Annotated in this window: 12 protein-coding genes; 7 read left to right on the plus strand and 5 right to left on the minus strand. The window is 60.8% G+C overall.

Features of this window, described 5'->3' with window-relative positions; genetic code table 11:
* Nucleotides 1–25 precede the first annotated feature (25 nt).
* Together ACKFRT_RS07500 and clpB are read right to left on the minus strand one after the other, a co-directional pair.
* Entirely contained in the window at nucleotides 26–1,546 is a 1,521-nt protein-coding gene (locus tag ACKFRT_RS07500) for an aldehyde dehydrogenase family protein (RefSeq protein WP_408924859.1), read from the minus strand.
* A gap of 169 nt (nucleotides 1,547–1,715) precedes the next feature.
* Nucleotides 1,716–4,322: an ATP-dependent chaperone ClpB gene (gene clpB / locus ACKFRT_RS07505; RefSeq protein ID WP_408924860.1), complete on the minus strand. Its 2,607-nt coding sequence runs from the start codon at nucleotides 4,320–4,322 to the stop codon at nucleotides 1,716–1,718.
* Between the two features lie 258 nt (nucleotides 4,323–4,580).
* On the opposite strand from clpB, the gene dctP reads away from it, so the two are divergent.
* From dctP to ACKFRT_RS07525, 4 genes are all read left to right on the plus strand, one after another.
* Nucleotides 4,581–5,732, plus strand: a complete 1,152-nt coding sequence (gene dctP / locus ACKFRT_RS07510) for a TRAP transporter substrate-binding protein DctP (RefSeq protein WP_408924861.1) — start codon at nucleotides 4,581–4,583, stop codon at nucleotides 5,730–5,732.
* Complete coding sequence (locus tag ACKFRT_RS07515; protein ID WP_408924862.1) at nucleotides 5,729–6,346, plus strand: TRAP transporter small permease; 618 nt, start codon at nucleotides 5,729–5,731, stop codon at nucleotides 6,344–6,346. The genes dctP and ACKFRT_RS07515 overlap by 4 nt, the downstream gene beginning before the upstream one ends.
* Nucleotides 6,347–6,349: 3 nt before the next feature.
* On the plus strand, nucleotides 6,350–7,636 hold the full coding sequence (locus ACKFRT_RS07520; RefSeq protein WP_408924863.1) for a TRAP transporter large permease: 1,287 nt from the start codon (nucleotides 6,350–6,352) through the stop codon (nucleotides 7,634–7,636).
* Between the two features lie 206 nt (nucleotides 7,637–7,842).
* Nucleotides 7,843–8,502, plus strand: a complete 660-nt coding sequence (locus ACKFRT_RS07525; RefSeq protein WP_408924864.1) for a hypothetical protein — start codon at nucleotides 7,843–7,845, stop codon at nucleotides 8,500–8,502.
* A gap of 4 nt (nucleotides 8,503–8,506) precedes the next feature.
* Here ACKFRT_RS07525 and ACKFRT_RS07530 read toward each other — a convergent pair whose 3' ends face one another.
* Nucleotides 8,507–9,280, minus strand: a complete 774-nt coding sequence (locus ACKFRT_RS07530; RefSeq protein ID WP_408924865.1) for an IclR family transcriptional regulator — start codon at nucleotides 9,278–9,280, stop codon at nucleotides 8,507–8,509.
* 75 nt (nucleotides 9,281–9,355) lie between these two features.
* Nucleotides 9,356–10,093, minus strand: a complete 738-nt coding sequence (locus ACKFRT_RS07535) for an NYN domain-containing protein (RefSeq protein WP_408924866.1) — start codon at nucleotides 10,091–10,093, stop codon at nucleotides 9,356–9,358.
* A gap of 260 nt (nucleotides 10,094–10,353) precedes the next feature.
* Between ACKFRT_RS07535 and ACKFRT_RS07540 the strand changes: the two genes are divergently transcribed.
* The 3 genes from ACKFRT_RS07540 (at nucleotide 10,354) to ACKFRT_RS07550 (ending at nucleotide 13,958) form a co-directional block, all read left to right on the plus strand.
* Entirely contained in the window at nucleotides 10,354–11,520 is a 1,167-nt protein-coding gene (locus ACKFRT_RS07540; RefSeq protein WP_034986721.1) for an acyl-CoA dehydrogenase family protein, read from the plus strand.
* A gap of 78 nt (nucleotides 11,521–11,598) precedes the next feature.
* Nucleotides 11,599–12,702, plus strand: a complete 1,104-nt coding sequence (locus ACKFRT_RS07545) for a CaiB/BaiF CoA transferase family protein (RefSeq protein ID WP_408924867.1) — start codon at nucleotides 11,599–11,601, stop codon at nucleotides 12,700–12,702.
* 77 nt (nucleotides 12,703–12,779) lie between these two features.
* Nucleotides 12,780–13,958: an FAD-binding oxidoreductase gene (locus tag ACKFRT_RS07550; RefSeq protein WP_408924868.1), complete on the plus strand. Its 1,179-nt coding sequence runs from the start codon at nucleotides 12,780–12,782 to the stop codon at nucleotides 13,956–13,958.
* On the opposite strand, the gene ACKFRT_RS07555 is transcribed toward ACKFRT_RS07550, so the two are convergent.
* Nucleotides 13,955–14,884 (minus strand): carbon-nitrogen hydrolase family protein, encoded by a 930-nt coding sequence (locus ACKFRT_RS07555; RefSeq protein ID WP_408924869.1) that lies wholly within the window; start codon nucleotides 14,882–14,884, stop codon nucleotides 13,955–13,957. The genes ACKFRT_RS07550 and ACKFRT_RS07555 overlap by 4 nt on opposite strands.
* Between the last annotated feature and the right edge of the window lie 27 nt (nucleotides 14,885–14,911).

Below are 14,911 nucleotides of genomic sequence, written 5' to 3' on the forward strand. Positions count from 1 at the left end.
TGGGGTGGCGTCCATAAGAAAAGAGCTAGAACAGCCCCGACGGCTCATCCGAATAGGACCACAGCAGGTTCTTGGTCTGCTGATAGTGCGCGAGCATCATCAGGTGGGTCTCACGACCCAAACCGGACTTCTTGTAGCCACCAAAGGCCGCGTGAGCTGGGTAGTTGTGGTAGTTATTCACCCACACACGACCCGATTGGATCGCACGGCCAGCCTTGTATGCGATGGTGCCGTTGCGGCACCATACGCCTGCTCCCAGACCGTATTCCGTGTCATTGGCGATGCGCATGGCCTCGTCGAAGTCCTTGAAGGTAGTCACAGCCAGGACCGGGCCGAAAATCTCCTCCTGGAATAGGCGCATGTCATTGGTGCCCTTAAAGATGGTGGGCTCGATGTAGAAACCGCCACTGCGGCCCGAGATCTCGTTCACACCACCACCGCACAGCACCTGCGCGCCCTCCTCAGGGCCGGATTGCAGGTAGCCAGTGATCTTGTCCATCTGCTCCTGGGAAGCCTGTGCGCCCATCATGACGTCCGTGTCCAGAGGGTTTCCGACCTTGATGGACTTCACGCGCTCAATAGCCAAGGCCAGGAAATCTTCGGCGATGTCTTCCTGCACCAGGGCTCGGGACGGGCAGGTGCAGATCTCACCCTGGTTCAGCGCGAACATAGCCAGGCCCTCCACACACTTGGCGCGGAACTTGTCATCCTGGTCCATGATGTCGCTAAAGAACACAGACGGAGACTTGCCGCCGAGCTCTAGGGTGACGGGGATAAGCTTCTCCGCTACCGCCTTGTTAATGATCTTGCCGACTTCCGTGGAGCCAGTGAACGCGATCTTGTCGATGCGGTCAGAGGCGGTCAGTGCGGCGCCTGCTTCAGTGCCCAGCCCATTGACGATGTTTAACACGCCCTCCGGGATGATGTCCTGGATAAGCTCCGCGAACAGCAGGATGCTGGCGGGGGTCTGCTCGGCAGGCTTCAGCACGATGGCATTGCCGGCAGCCAGAGCGGGGGCGAGCTTCCACGCCGCCATCAATAGCGGGAAGTTCCACGGGATGATCTGTCCCACCACACCCAGCGGCTCGTTGAAGTGGTAGGCGATGAGGTCTTCGCTGATCTGGGAGGTGCGATCTTCCTGGGCACGGAGGGCGCCGGCATAGTAGCGGAAATGGTCGACAGCCAACGGAAGATCAGCTGCGAGGGTTTCACGCACCGCCTTGCCGTTATCCCAGGTCTCAGCGACGGCCATCATCTCTAGGTTCTCTTCCAGGCGGTCGGCGATCTTCAATAGGACGGCTGCGCGGTCCTGTACGGAGGTCGCTCCCCAGCCGGGCTGAGCCTTCTCTGCCGCGTCGATTGCCTTCTCAATGTCCGCCGCCTTCGAGCGCGGGACCTGACAGAACACCTCACCGTTGATGGGCGAAACGTTGTCCATGTACTCGCCGTCGACCGGCGACACCCACTGGCCGCCGATGAAGTTGTCGTAGCGCTCCTTGAAGTTGACGAGGCTTCCTTCGGTGCCGGGATCAGCATAGATGGTCATGAGAGTGCTCCTTGCGGTAACGAGATGGGATATTGAAACTACAAAAGCTCCACCCCGAATGTTTGGAGTGGGAAACTTTTGTCAGCCAATATAGTGACGCTCGTCACTTTTTACGACCCTGCTGTTTTTATATTTATATCGCCGGCAATCCCCCAGCCGTCACCAACCTTTAGACCTCACTATCAGCGACCCCGAGGGAAGTGATGACCAGCCCCGGAGCACCAGTCACGCCAGCGTCAGCCTCACCACTGCCGTCGATATCCACGCGCACCGTGTCGCCGTCGCGCACCTCGCCGGCCAGTAGCTTCTTGGCCAACTGGTCGCCGATCGCCTTCTGAATCAGGCGGCGTAGCGGCCGGGCGCCGTAGGCAGGATCGTAGCCGTGCTCGGCCAGCCACGACTGGGCGTCATCGGTAACATCCAGGATCAAACGGCGAGCCGCAAGGCGCTCAGCAAGAGCTCCCACCTGGATAGACACGATGGATTTCAGCTGGTCAGACGACAGCGGCTCGAAGATCAGCACGTCGTCGAGTCGGTTGATAAACTCCGGCTTAAAGGCGCGCTTCACGGCCTCCATGACCTCCTCGTCAGTACCGCCGGCACCCAGGTTCGAGGTCAGGATTAGGATCGTGTTGCGGAAGTCCACGGTCCGCCCCTGGCCATCGGTCAGACGACCTTCGTCCAGCACCTGCAGCAGCACGTCAAAGACGTCTGGGTGTGCCTTCTCCACCTCGTCGAACAGCACCACCGTGTACGGGCGGCGGCGAACGGCCTCGGTTAGCTGACCACCCGCGTCGTAGCCGACATATCCCGGAGGGGCACCGACAAGGCGAGCGACAGAGTGCTTCTCGCCGTACTCCGACATATCGATGCGCACCATGGCGGTCTCGTCATCGAAGAGGAAGTCGGCCAGAGCCTTCGCCAGCTCTGTTTTGCCCACGCCCGTTGGCCCCAGGAACAGGAACGATCCGGTCGGACGGTTCGGGTCTGCAACCCCGGCACGTGCGCGGCGCACCGCATCAGACACGGCATCGACAGCACTGTTCTGGCCAACCACGCGGCCACCCAGCACCAGCTCCATGTTCAGCAGCTTCTCGGTCTCCCCCTGCAGCATCTTGCCAGCGGGCACGCCGGTCCAGGCGGAGACGACATCGGCGATGGTGTCGGGGGTGACTTCCTCGGTCAGCATCATGCCTTCCTGCTGCTCAGCCACAGCCTCCTCGGCCGCGGCCAGCTTCTTCTCCACGTCCGGAATGTGACCGTAGCGCAGCTCGGCAACCTTGGCGAAGTTGCCCTCGCGCTCGGCAATTTCGGACTCGCGGCGCAGGTTATCCAGTTCCTCCTTCAGCTCGCGCAGGCTGTCGATACTGCCCTTCTCGTTCTCCCAGCGCGCGGTCAGGCCGGCCAGCTTTTCCTTCTCGTCAGCCAGCTCGCTGCGCAGGCGCTCGAGACGGTCCTTCGACGCAGCGTCGGTCTCCTTCTCTAGTGCCATCTCCTCGATCTCCAGGCGGCGGACCACACGCTCTACGTTGTCGATCTCCTCGGGGCGCGAATCGATCTCCATACGCAGTCTAGAAGCAGCCTCGTCCACCAGGTCGATGGCCTTATCCGGCAGGAAGCGGCTGGTGATGTAGCGGTCGGACAGGGTGGCGGCCGCCACCAGCGCGGAGTCCTGGATGCGCACGCCGTGGTGCACCTCGTAGCGCTCCTTCAGGCCGCGCAGGATACCGATCGTGTCCTCTGCGGTCGGCTCACCGACGTAAACCTGCTGGAAACGACGCTCCAGTGCGGCATCCTTTTCGATGTACTTGCGGTACTCGTCCAGGGTGGTCGCGCCGACGAGTCGCAGCTCACCACGGGCCAGCAGCGGCTTGATCATGTTGCCGGCGTCCATGGCGGAATCTCCGCCCGCACCGGCGCCGACGATGGTGTGCAGCTCGTCAATGAAGGTGATGACCTCGCCCTCGGCCTCCTTAATCTCGTCCAGCACAGCCTTCAGCCGCTCCTCGAACTCGCCGCGGTATTTCGCACCGGCGACCATAGAGCCCAGGTCCAGGCTGATCAGCTTCTTGCCGCGCAGGGACTCCGGCACGTCGCCAGCGACAATGCGGCGGGCCAGACCCTCGACGATTGCGGTTTTACCGACGCCAGGCTCGCCAATGAGCACAGGGTTGTTCTTCGTGCGACGGGAGAGCACCTGGACGACTCGCCGGATCTCCTGGTCACGTCCGATCACTGGGTCGATTTTGCCTTCGCGGGCACGTGCAGTCAGGTCGGTGGAGTACTTCTCCAGTGCCTGGAACTGGCCTTCCGGCTCCTCGGTGGTGACCTTTCGGTTACCGCGAACGGATTCGAAGGCGCCGCGGATGGCCTCGAAGGTCGCGCCCGCCTCGTGCATCGCCTTGGCGGCGTCGGAATCACCCTTGGCGATACCGGCCAGCAGCACCTCAGTGGAAACATAGGTGTCTCCTAGCTGCTCCGCCAGCTCCTGGGCAGCGGTCAGCGCGTTCAGCGCGTCGCGGTTGAACTGTGGGTTCGCCATATCACTACCGCTGGCCTGCGGATATCCAGCGACCAGGTTCTTGGCTTTGGTCGCGATTGCCTGCGGTTGTACGCCTGCGGCCTGCAGTACGGGCAGGGCGATGGAGTCTTCCTGCTCCAGCAGCGCGACCAGAAGGTGCGCCGGTCGGATATCCGGGTTGCCCTTGGCGGAGGCATCCTGGAGTGCAGCCTGCATCGCAGACTGGGTCATTGTGGTGGGGTTGAAGCTCGCCATTTCTACATCTACCTCCTACGGCTTCATGCCGGTCGCGGTTTCACGCTCCCGACTTTACTTGAGTACACCTCACTCAACCACCACAGCCTTGAGTCTATTCCACTCAATTTACGTATATGAGTGTGATTTACCCCACATATTTACCCCCGATCTACTTTTCTATCCAAAATCTATCTTCCATCGAGGGAGTGAGGGTTAGATGAGAGTTATCCAAATCGGAAGTTCTCTACATATATCCGTAAAAGGGATGAAGGGATCATGCTCAGACTCCGCAAGAAGAAAGCACCCGCCCGCCAAGTAGCCTCCGCCATAGCTGCTACAGCTTTGGCACTGACGCTGCCCGGCGCGCTTACCGCCTGTTCGGGCTCCTCCACCGAACCTTATGCCCCAGGCAGCACTGCCAAGTTGAAGATGGCAGATAGCTACTCACTCACACACCCCGTGGGCACGGGCGGCACGCAGCCCTTCCTCGACAGGATGGAACAGGACCCATCCATAGACGTCGAGTACTACGCCTCTGGACAGATGGGCAAGCAAGCAGACATCCCCTCTGTACTCCGCAGTGGCGTGGTCGACATGGCGGTCATCTCCCCCTCCTACGTCAGCTCCAGCTTTCCACTCAGTAGCGTGGGCGACCTTCCGGGGTTTAGCTCCGATGCATGCGTGACCGCCTATGCACTTCGCGATCTAGTGAAACCAGGGGGCGTCCTTTATGAAGAAGAACTCGAACCCATGAAGTTCATGCCGCTGTGGACCGGTTCGATCCCAGGCTACGAAGCGATGACCGGCGGCAAAGACCCCTCTCACCCCGCCAACTTCCACGGTGCGGTGCTGCGCTCCACGGGCGGCGCGCTAGACCGCGTGATCGATGAGATCGACGCAGCAGGTGTAAGCATGCCCATCGGCGACATGTACGAGGCAATGTCGCGCGGCACCGTCGAAGGAACGCTCGCCAGCCCGATCTCGATTACCCCCTACGGGCTAGAAGACGTGGTCCACGCCAGCACCTACGGCGCCCAACAAGGCAACTTCACCTTCTTCTACGGCATCAACCTAGACACCTGGAACCGACTCAACGACCAGCAGAAAGAGGTGCTGACCGATGCGGCAGACAAGTCCCAGCAATCAGTCTGCGAGGAGCTCAACGCAGCCCGTGAAAAGTCGGTGCAGAAGATGAAAGATGCCGGCGTGCGCTTCTACGACGTTACCGACGGCGAAACGGCGAAGGAGTGGGAGAACATATCTCAGCCTGTCCTGGACAAGTGGATCGAAGTCGCCGAATCCAAGGGGCACCCCGCCCAGCAGGTCGTCGACGACTTCGAGGACGCGCTGAAGCGCCATGCAGGTCGTGCGGGTGCGGGCGTCACCGATCCGAAAGCACGAGCGGAAGCAAAGAAGGAGCAATCATGACCAGTAGCAACTTCGTCCACCCCGGCCATCACGGCACCGCCGAACGCAGCAAATACGGCTACCACACCGAGGATCACCCGGGCTTCGACAAGATACAAAACACCATCTCCGGAGTATGCGCCTGGATCGCCGGCGCGGCCATTCTGGGCCTGGGGCTCGTCACGCTCGCTGAAGTCATTGCGCGCGAGTTCTTCAGTGCTCCCCTCGGCTGGAATATTTCCGTCACAGAGCGCTATCTACTTCCCATTACTGCCTTCTTTGGACTGGTCACCACCTATCGAACAGGCACACATATCGCCGTAGAATCGCTCTTCAACAAGCTCCCGCTCCGAGCGCAAAAGACTACTCTGCTGCTCATTCATCTGGCTGTGGTTATTTCCATGGTGTTCGTATTTATCGGCGGGTGGAACCAGACGTACATGGCATTCTCGCTGGGCCACGCCACTCTGCCCGGCATGGCCGATCTCGCCACCCCCGACTGGACTTACCGCGTGATCGTGCCGATTGCCGCCGCGCTGTGCGCCTTTGCGGCGGCGCTGGATTTCCTCCGGGAGCTCATCACCCCGTGGGATCGCCCCTACACCGACTATGAACCCGGCGAGGAAGAGGTATAGACCATGCTTGCGCTCTCAATCATTGTGCTGTTGGTCGCGCTGATCGTCCTGCGCGTCCCCGTCAGCTTCGCCATCTTCGGCGCGGCCACCGTAGGCCTCATTGCGCTCGGCGGTATCGAACTGGCCATCGCCACGATGGAGACCTCGCCGTTTGCCGCCGTGCGCTCCAACTCTTTGTCCGCCGTGCCGCTGTTTATCCTGATGGCACAGCTGATGCTGATGTCTGGCCTCCTCGATTCTGTTTTTGACGCCGCCAAGGCGCTCGTCGGCCGCATCCCCGGTGGTACCGCCATCGCCTCCATCGGCGCAGGCACCGCATTCGCAGCCGTCTCTGGCTCCTCCACCGCCGCGGCGGCTACGCTGGCGCAGACGTCCTCTACCCGCATGATCGACGAGGGCTACCACAGGGGCACCGCCACCGGCCTGGTCGCGGTGGTCGGCACGCTGGCAGCCATGATCCCGCCCTCGATCATTTTGGTCTTCTACGCGATTACCGCAGAGGCTCCAGTAGGCGATGTCCTGGTCGCGGGTTTCTTCCCCGGCGTGGTTGTAGCTCTGGGGTTGGTATTGGTGATGTATATCGGCTTCCTCAAGGATCGCTCCAGTGCGCCACAAGGCGAGCCAGTTCCCTTCAAAGAAAAGGGCCTCCAGCTGCTGAAATCATCCCCATTGCTGCTGATCTTCCTGGCGGTAGTCGGCTCCATTTTCACCGGCATTGCCACCCCCACCGAGGCCGCCGCACTGGGTGTACTGGCGGCCCTCGTCCTGGTAGTCGCGAAGGGCCGTTGGAATACCAAGAAGTTCGGCGAAACTGTGCTGGAAACCGTGAAGACCACCGGCATGATCTTTGCCATCATCATGGCCGCGCACGTGCTGGGGCACTTCCTCACCGAAACGCGCGTGACCCCAAAGCTGGTCAGCACCATCGGCGAATCCTCCCTGCACCCGCTAGTGGTCATGGTTCTGATCGGCGCGGTGTACCTGATCTTGGGCTTCTTCATGGATCAGATCGCCATCATCGCCCTGACTGTGCCGGTGACCCTGCCCATCGTCGAATCTCTAGGCTACGATCCGGTCTGGTTTGGTATCTTCATCGTGCTGCTGGCCGAGACCGGCATGGTCACCCCGCCCATGGGTCTGAACGTGTTTGTCGTCTCGAAGGCCGTACGTATCAACCCCATGATCGTGTTCAAGGGAGCATTCCCCTACGTCGTGATCATGCTGGTCATCGCCCTGACCTTCCTACTGTGGCCCCAGCTGGTGCTGTGGGTGCCAGAGTTAGCGGCTTAACGGTTCCAACGGGCACTGTGGCGTCTTAAAACCTCAATAATCCGCTCCGCATCGCGCGCGATCTCTCGCCCCATCCCATGACGATACCCCCCTCTGCACAGGCCAAAGCTTCTGAAGCCAGCATCATTACGCCGTCCGCATCGAACTATGGGCAAAAGGCCCCCGGGAATGCGCCGTGGATACGAAGTGACACTACCTTGTGGAGTGTGATCCATATGTATAAAGACCGCTACATTATCCTGCAAGCATCCACCTTCACCGAAGAGAATGTGGATCTCGACCTCTTTTTCGACCGGTTTCGCTGGGCCGAATTATCCCTGGGTTTTGCCTACACCGGCGATTCCGACGGAAAGGTAATCCCTCTTAGCCTTTGGGAAATTAATGATGCTACCCACGACACTATTGAAGATCTGCAGACTATTCGCGCACACTTAACCGTGCGATCGAAAGAGGATCGCTTCCCTCTTCGCCCGTTATTTGCCGTGTGGGACTCCGCATTGCCAAGTTCCGCGCTCTCAGCTCTCCACTCCATCAGTATGAGCGCGATTTCCGACTTCGGCATACCTTCAGTTTCCGATATCGAAGCTATCTCCGCTTGCGAGCGAAGCGTCAACGCATATGAACAGGACGAACCTTGGGCCAGCTCCGTCAAATCGCTCGAACAGACCATCTCTCGTCACCACATGAAGCAACGAGGGAAGATCACCGCATTCTCCGGTGGAAAAGAGGTTTCCAAGGAGGCGTACTACGCGGAAAGCTTTCGCCCCGCACTAATCTCCAGCGCCTTTGAAACTATCTTGCACGCCCTCCCCCAGGGAGAGGACTGGCGAATCACCGCCACTTCTTCAACGACGAACTCAGCTTAAGCCGCTAACGGTTCCAGCGGGCGCTGTGGCGTCTTAAAACCTCAATAATCCGCTCCGCGTCGCGCGCGATCTGCTCGGTCGAGGCAATGACGGACACCGAGGCCACCGCCGCTCCCTGACTCTCGACGCGCACGGCCACACCATCCGCGCCGTTCAAGGCCACGCCGGGGGCCACGCACTCGCCGGTCGCGCGCATGTCTGGGTACCATCGCTGGAACTTATTGATGGTCTCCTGCGAACTCTCGGACGCAGCAAGAATCCCCCACACCTGCTCGTGCCCCAGCCCGGAGAGGATCGCCCACCCCGCCGACGTCTCGAGCGGCGGGCGCTGCAAACGGTTCTGCGCCAGATACTCGAACTCGGGGTCCGACAGCGCATAGTCGAGGTAGTAGACATTGTCGCCTACCAATGACGCCAACACGGCGATATAGCCCGTCTCTTCCACCACGTCTTCCAGCATCTCGTGGGTGACCTGATCCACGGGGCGGCTACCGGCGAGGGTGCTCAGCAGGTACGGCGCCAGCCCCAGGCGGAAGGCTTTATCCCGTTCCTCCAGGTATCCGGCCGCGACCAGGCCATTCACCAGGGATTGGGTGGAACTTACCGGGGCGCCGATGGCCTTGGAAATGTCCGTGAGCCCGCGCGGCTGCGGATTACGAGCCACAAACTCCAAAATGTCCGCGATCCGATCCACGGTGCGGTGGCGGGACCTACCGGGCTGCCGGTCAATAGGAAAGGGGAACCGCGGCGCGGACTCGGAGTGGGGCGCGTCGGGCATCGGGGGTTCCTTTCAGCTTGGAGCGGCAGAGCTAACCAGAACGATAGCCGAAAAAATTAGTTTCGCTACTGAACGTCACAACTCCAAGCCATCAGAATCCTGTGGTTGCCGCTTCTTACAAAATTCGGCGTGCAGTGGATCTTCCTCGCTTAGGGGCGGACGCCCTACACATTCTCGAACGCCGTCAACGTGTTCATTTAAGCTATCCGAAATACGTGCCCATAGTGGATCGATAATGAAATCAATACCCGCACGTCGAGCATGCTTCGCCGCAGGTACAAAATCACTGTCCCCAGAAATCATTATGACCTGTGTGACAATACCCCGTTCTGCCATGGTGGCTATATCGAGGCCGATCCTCATATCCACGCCTTTTTGGGTGATATCCAGATAGAAATCCTCAAGCCGTAGATCATCGACGCTCATCGCACCGCGACACAGCTTCTTCAATGGCTCAGATTTCAGTATGTAGCCGTTTTGCGTCTCTAATTCTTCGCCCCGACGGAGGGCGACCTTGCGCTTCTTGACGATTTCTTTGAGAAATTCAGAGTTCCACCTGAACTCTTCACTCTTACCGAGATTGACTTGCTCTTGTGTCAACGGATGAAATAGGACCCTTTCCGACGGCTGACAGTCGTAATAGAAGATTCGATAGAGGTTTGCCTCTGCTGTACGGATATGACGGCGACAATATTCCACTAATTCGTTAGCTCTTTCAGCAGGGTCTTTGTCTCCAAAGAGCCGCCTGGCTCGTCTCCTGTAGAACCCTCCGTCTACCAAGATTGCAGTCACCACTGGCAACTGAGCCCCCATCTTCCTCCCCTTCACTAATCCCCCGGAAGTATGAAAGCCCTAGTCATCGGCACTCTCCTGATCAATGGAGGGTCAACGGCTTGGGCTGATGACCCTGATTTTAGTCAGAGCTACTCCTTACGCAACCCCAAACCTCATACTTTCCCAAGCGAAGCGAGAAAAGTTTTCGCAAAAACCTTTCGCAACGAAATCACTTCCCCTAGACTCAATGGTACGCAAATCGGTATTGCTCTACTTATATACGTAAGGAACTGACTGGCATGACCTCCTCACCGCTCGACCTCACCTCTTTCAACAGCCTGCTCTCCGACGAAGAGCGCATGCTGCAAGAAGCCATGGCGGACTTCGCCAACAAATCCCTCAAGCCCAACGTGCAGGAGTGGTTCGACAACGGCACCCTGCCAGCCAAGGAGCTCGGCCCGCAGTTCGGACAGCTCGGCGCCCTGGGCATGCACCTGGAAGGCTACGAGTGCCCCGGCGCCTCCGCCGTCGCCTACGGCCTGGCCTGCATGGAAATCGAGGCTGTGGATTCCGGTCTGCGCTCCTTCGTCTCCGTCCAGGGCTCCCTGGCTATGTTCGCTATCCACCACTGGGGTTCCGAGGAACAGAAGGAAAAGTATCTGCCGAAGATGGCCGCCGGTGAGTACCTGGGTTGCTTCGGCCTGACGGAGCCCGATGCGGGCTCCGACCCGGCGTCCATGAAGACGCGCGCAACCCGCGACGGCGACGAGTGGGTCCTCAACGGCACCAAGATGTGGATCACCAACTCCCCCGTCGCCGACGTGGCCGTCGTGTGGGCTCGCACCGAGGACGGCTTCGCAGGTTTCATCCTGGAAAAGGGCATGGAGGGCTTCACCGCCCCGGAGATCCACAAGAAGCTCTCGCTGCGTGCCTCCATCACCGGCGAGATCGTGCTGGACAACTGCCGCGTACCTGATTCCCAGCGCCTACCGAAGATCGACACTCTCCGCGGCCCGCTGACCTGCCTCAACGAAGCTCGCTACGGCATCATCTGGGGCGCCCTGGGTGCCGCCCGCGACAGTCTGGAAACCGCCATTGAGTACACCGAGACCCGCGAGGTATTCGGCAAGTCCCTGTCCAGCTACCAGCTCACCCAGGCGAAGCTGGCCAATATGTCCGTCGAACTCAACAAGTCCGTCTTGCTGGCCCTGCAGCTCGGCCGCCTGAAGGATAAGGGCGAGCTCGCCCCGCACCAGGTTTCCGTCGGCAAGCTGAACTCCACCCGCGTGGCCCTGGAGATCGCCCGCGAGTGCCGCACCCTGCTGGGTGCTTCCGGCATCACCCTGGAGTATTCGCCGCTGCGCCACGCCAACAACCTGGAATCGGTGCTGACCTACGAGGGCACCGCCGAGATGCACCAGCTGATCATCGGCCAGGCTCTCACCGGCAAGGGCGCCTTCCGCTAAACCCCCGCAGCCCGCTCCCCCCAACCCTCCTTAACCCTCCTCAACCCTCCTTAACCCTCCTCAACCAGAAAGGCACAAATGGGCCCCCTTGAAGGCATCGTCGTGGCCGATTTCTCCCGCGTCCTCGCCGGCCCCTACGCGACCATGATGCTGGCGGACATGGGCGCACAGGTCATCAAGATCGAACGCCCGGGCGTTGGCGACGACACTCGCTCGTGGGCACCACCCGTCAACGCGCAAGGCATGTCTACCTACTTCGCCGGCGTAAACCGCAACAAGAAGTCGGTGGAGATCGATCTCTCCACCGACGAGGGCCGCCAGCAGGCCCGTCGTATCGCCGAAGAAGCCGACATTCTCGTGGAGAACTTCCGCCCCGGCACGATGCAGCGCATGGGGCTGGATTACGAGACACTCCGCCAGCACAACGAAGGCCTGATTTACGCCTCCCTCTCCGGTTTCGGCTCCGGCAAGGGCGCAGACATCGGCGGCTACGACCTCATGGTGCAGGCTGTCGGTGGCCTGATGTCTATCAATGGCGAAAAGGACCACCCCGTGAAGGTCGGCGTGGCACTCGTCGATGTACTTACCGGCCTGCACATGGGCATGGGCATCCTGGCCGCCCTGCATTCCCGCGCCTCCTCCGGCAAGGGTCAGCACATCGAGATCAACCTGCTGCACACTCTGCTTTCCTCCCTGGCCAACCAGGCCAGCGCGTTCGTCGGTGCGGGCGTCATTGGCAAGGCCATGGGCAACACCCATCCCTCCATCGCCCCCTACCAGGTGTTTAAGACCCAGAAGGGCGACCTCGCCATCGCCGCAGGTAACGACTCGCTGTACCACCGGACCTGCCGGGTGCTGGGGCTCGAGGAGTTTATTGATGACGCCCGCTTCGCCACCAACAGCGACCGTGTCGCTCACCGCGCCGAATTGGCCGCAATCATCGAGGGCGCATTAGCGCAGGCCAGCGCCCAGGAATGGTTCCAGAAGCTGCGCAGCGCCGGAGTGCCCGCGGGCCCGGTAAACAACATCAAGCAGGCCTTCGAGTTCGCCGAATCCTTAGGCCTGGACCCGATCGTGGAGGTCGAGGGCATGCGCAGCGTGCGCAACCCGATCAACTTCTCGGCAACCCCGATCGAGTATCACACCGCCCCGCAACAGCTCGGTAATCAGGCGTTCCAGTAGAGGAGGTTCCAATTCACAGGTTGGGGTGCCACAATGAGTGGCAACCCATTCCTGGAGAGCAAGGAGACGTCGAATCCGTGGCACGCCACTCTTCACAAGACGAATACACCTTCGCAGAGCTGCTCGCGCTCATCGAAGAACATCGCCACGGCCTCATACAGCTCACTCGCGAGAAACTCCACGCCATGAACCTCAAGCCCCGGGCCGTGCATTTCCCGCATGTCACCGGCGCCGACTACACCAACCTCTCCCCCGACTTCTCCCAGACGATGGAGCTGGACGAGTCCTACCTAGACCGCACCATCCGCTTCGTTCGCCGCGGCATCACCCGTGGCGGGGAGTTTGCTTCCCTTCAGGCGAAGTTTTTGGTGGCCTCCGGTAAGGACTTCCGTAAATTCGGCGTGAGCGCGGAGCATTACGCGGCGCTAGAGTCCGCGTTGGTGGAGGCTGCTGGGGAACATATTGGCGTCACAAAAAAGCTCAGTGACACAATCAACCTCGGCTGTAGCCTGCTTGCCTACGGCGCGCTCGAGGACGAGGAGGCGGACCGTCCCGCCACGTCGGCCGCGCGGGTGCTCGAGGTGCTTCGCCCGTGCGACGCCATCGCGGTGGTACGTGCGCAGTTGGACCCGCCGTTGCCGTACTGGCCCGGCCAGCATGTGGAGGTGCGTACTCCGCACACTCCCCAGCGATGGCGGGTGCTCTCCCCGGCAATCCCTTTCAACGAGGATGGCTTGGTCGAGTTCCACGTGCGTGCGGTCGGGAATTTTTCCCATGCAATCGTGGAGGACACGCAGCCGGGCGAGCAGTGGGTGCTGGCAAATCCCTACGGGGACCTGCAGGTCTCCGGCGAGAAGCCGGTAGTGATGGTGGCCGGCTCCACGGGCCTGGCTCCGGTGCGGGCAATCCTGCTGGACCTCATTCAGTCGGAGGAACACCCGCCGATGGTGCAGCTCTTCTACGGCGCGCAGAACCCGGAGGAGCTCTACGAGTGGGAAGGCCTACTGGGCTTCGAGGATGCCTTCGATTGGTTGGACGTGTACCTGGTGGTGCAGGAAAACCAGCCCGCACCGGAGGATTTCGAGGCCTACACGGTGCGCGGACTGGTAGGTGATGTGGCCGCCGAGCGCGGAGCGTGGCGCGCCGCCGAAGTGTTAATCACGGGTGGCCCGGACATGAAGCGCCACACTGTACAGGCTTTCCTGCGTGCCGGCGCGCAGCGCGAGCAGTTGCGCTTCGATGCGCCACATAACTAGCTAGTTGCCTGCTTCTGCTCTTCGATATCGCCGACTACCTCGACTCCCAGGCCAAGCTCGCGGTCCGTGCGGTGGCCATCCAGCACTGGCAGGGACTTTCGGACTTTATCCACGTAGTTCGGGTCGATGTCGATAGTCAGCACCTGGGCGGCGTAGCCGGTCTCCGCCAAGCGGGCGCCGTTCGGGCCGATAGCCACCGAGTGGCCGATGCCAGTCGGGCCGTCGGCGGTGCCGTAGCGCTCCGGGGATCCGGGGCGCGCCATGCCGGCGGCAATGAGGTAGCTGGTGGAATCCAACGCGCGAGCGGCGGTGAGTTCGCGCCACTGCTCCAGCTTGCCCGGACCATCCGCCCAGCTAGAGGGCACAACCATAACCTTGGCACCCGCCGCTGCCATGGCCACAAAGTGCCCGGGGAAGCGAATGTCGTAGCAGGTGGCTAGGCCCACACCCACGCCGCCGACATCTATAACCACGCGACGGTTGCCGGGCTTGACGGTATCGGATTCGCGGTAGCCGAAGGCATCGTAGGTATGGATTTTGTCGTAGTGCGTCACAAAATCCGGCCCTGCAACCAGCAGGGTGTTGTGCACGCGACGGAACTGGTTGGCCTCCGGAGAATCGCTGGGCTGCTCCTCCACCAACTGCCCGCTCGGGGTGCGGTACACAGTATCGGCCGGGGTAAACATGCCCACGACGGCGGTAGTACCGTGCTTTTTGGCCGTGTCGATCACCGCCTGAGCGAAAGGCCCGTCCAGCGGTTGGGCGATGGTATCCAGCCGCCCGCTATCGAAGGGAAACATTGCCGCTTCCGGGAAAACGACCAGGTCAGCACCATTTGCCGCACCGGATGCGATGTACTTCAGCACGCGAGCCAGGTTGGCTTCCACGTCCGGCTCGGCCTTCATCTGAATGACAGCGATACGCATACCGTCCACCCTAGCGACATTGCCGAC

The organism is Corynebacterium jamesii (genome assembly GCF_046097395.1).
Taxonomy (GTDB): domain Bacteria; phylum Actinomycetota; class Actinomycetes; order Mycobacteriales; family Mycobacteriaceae; genus Corynebacterium.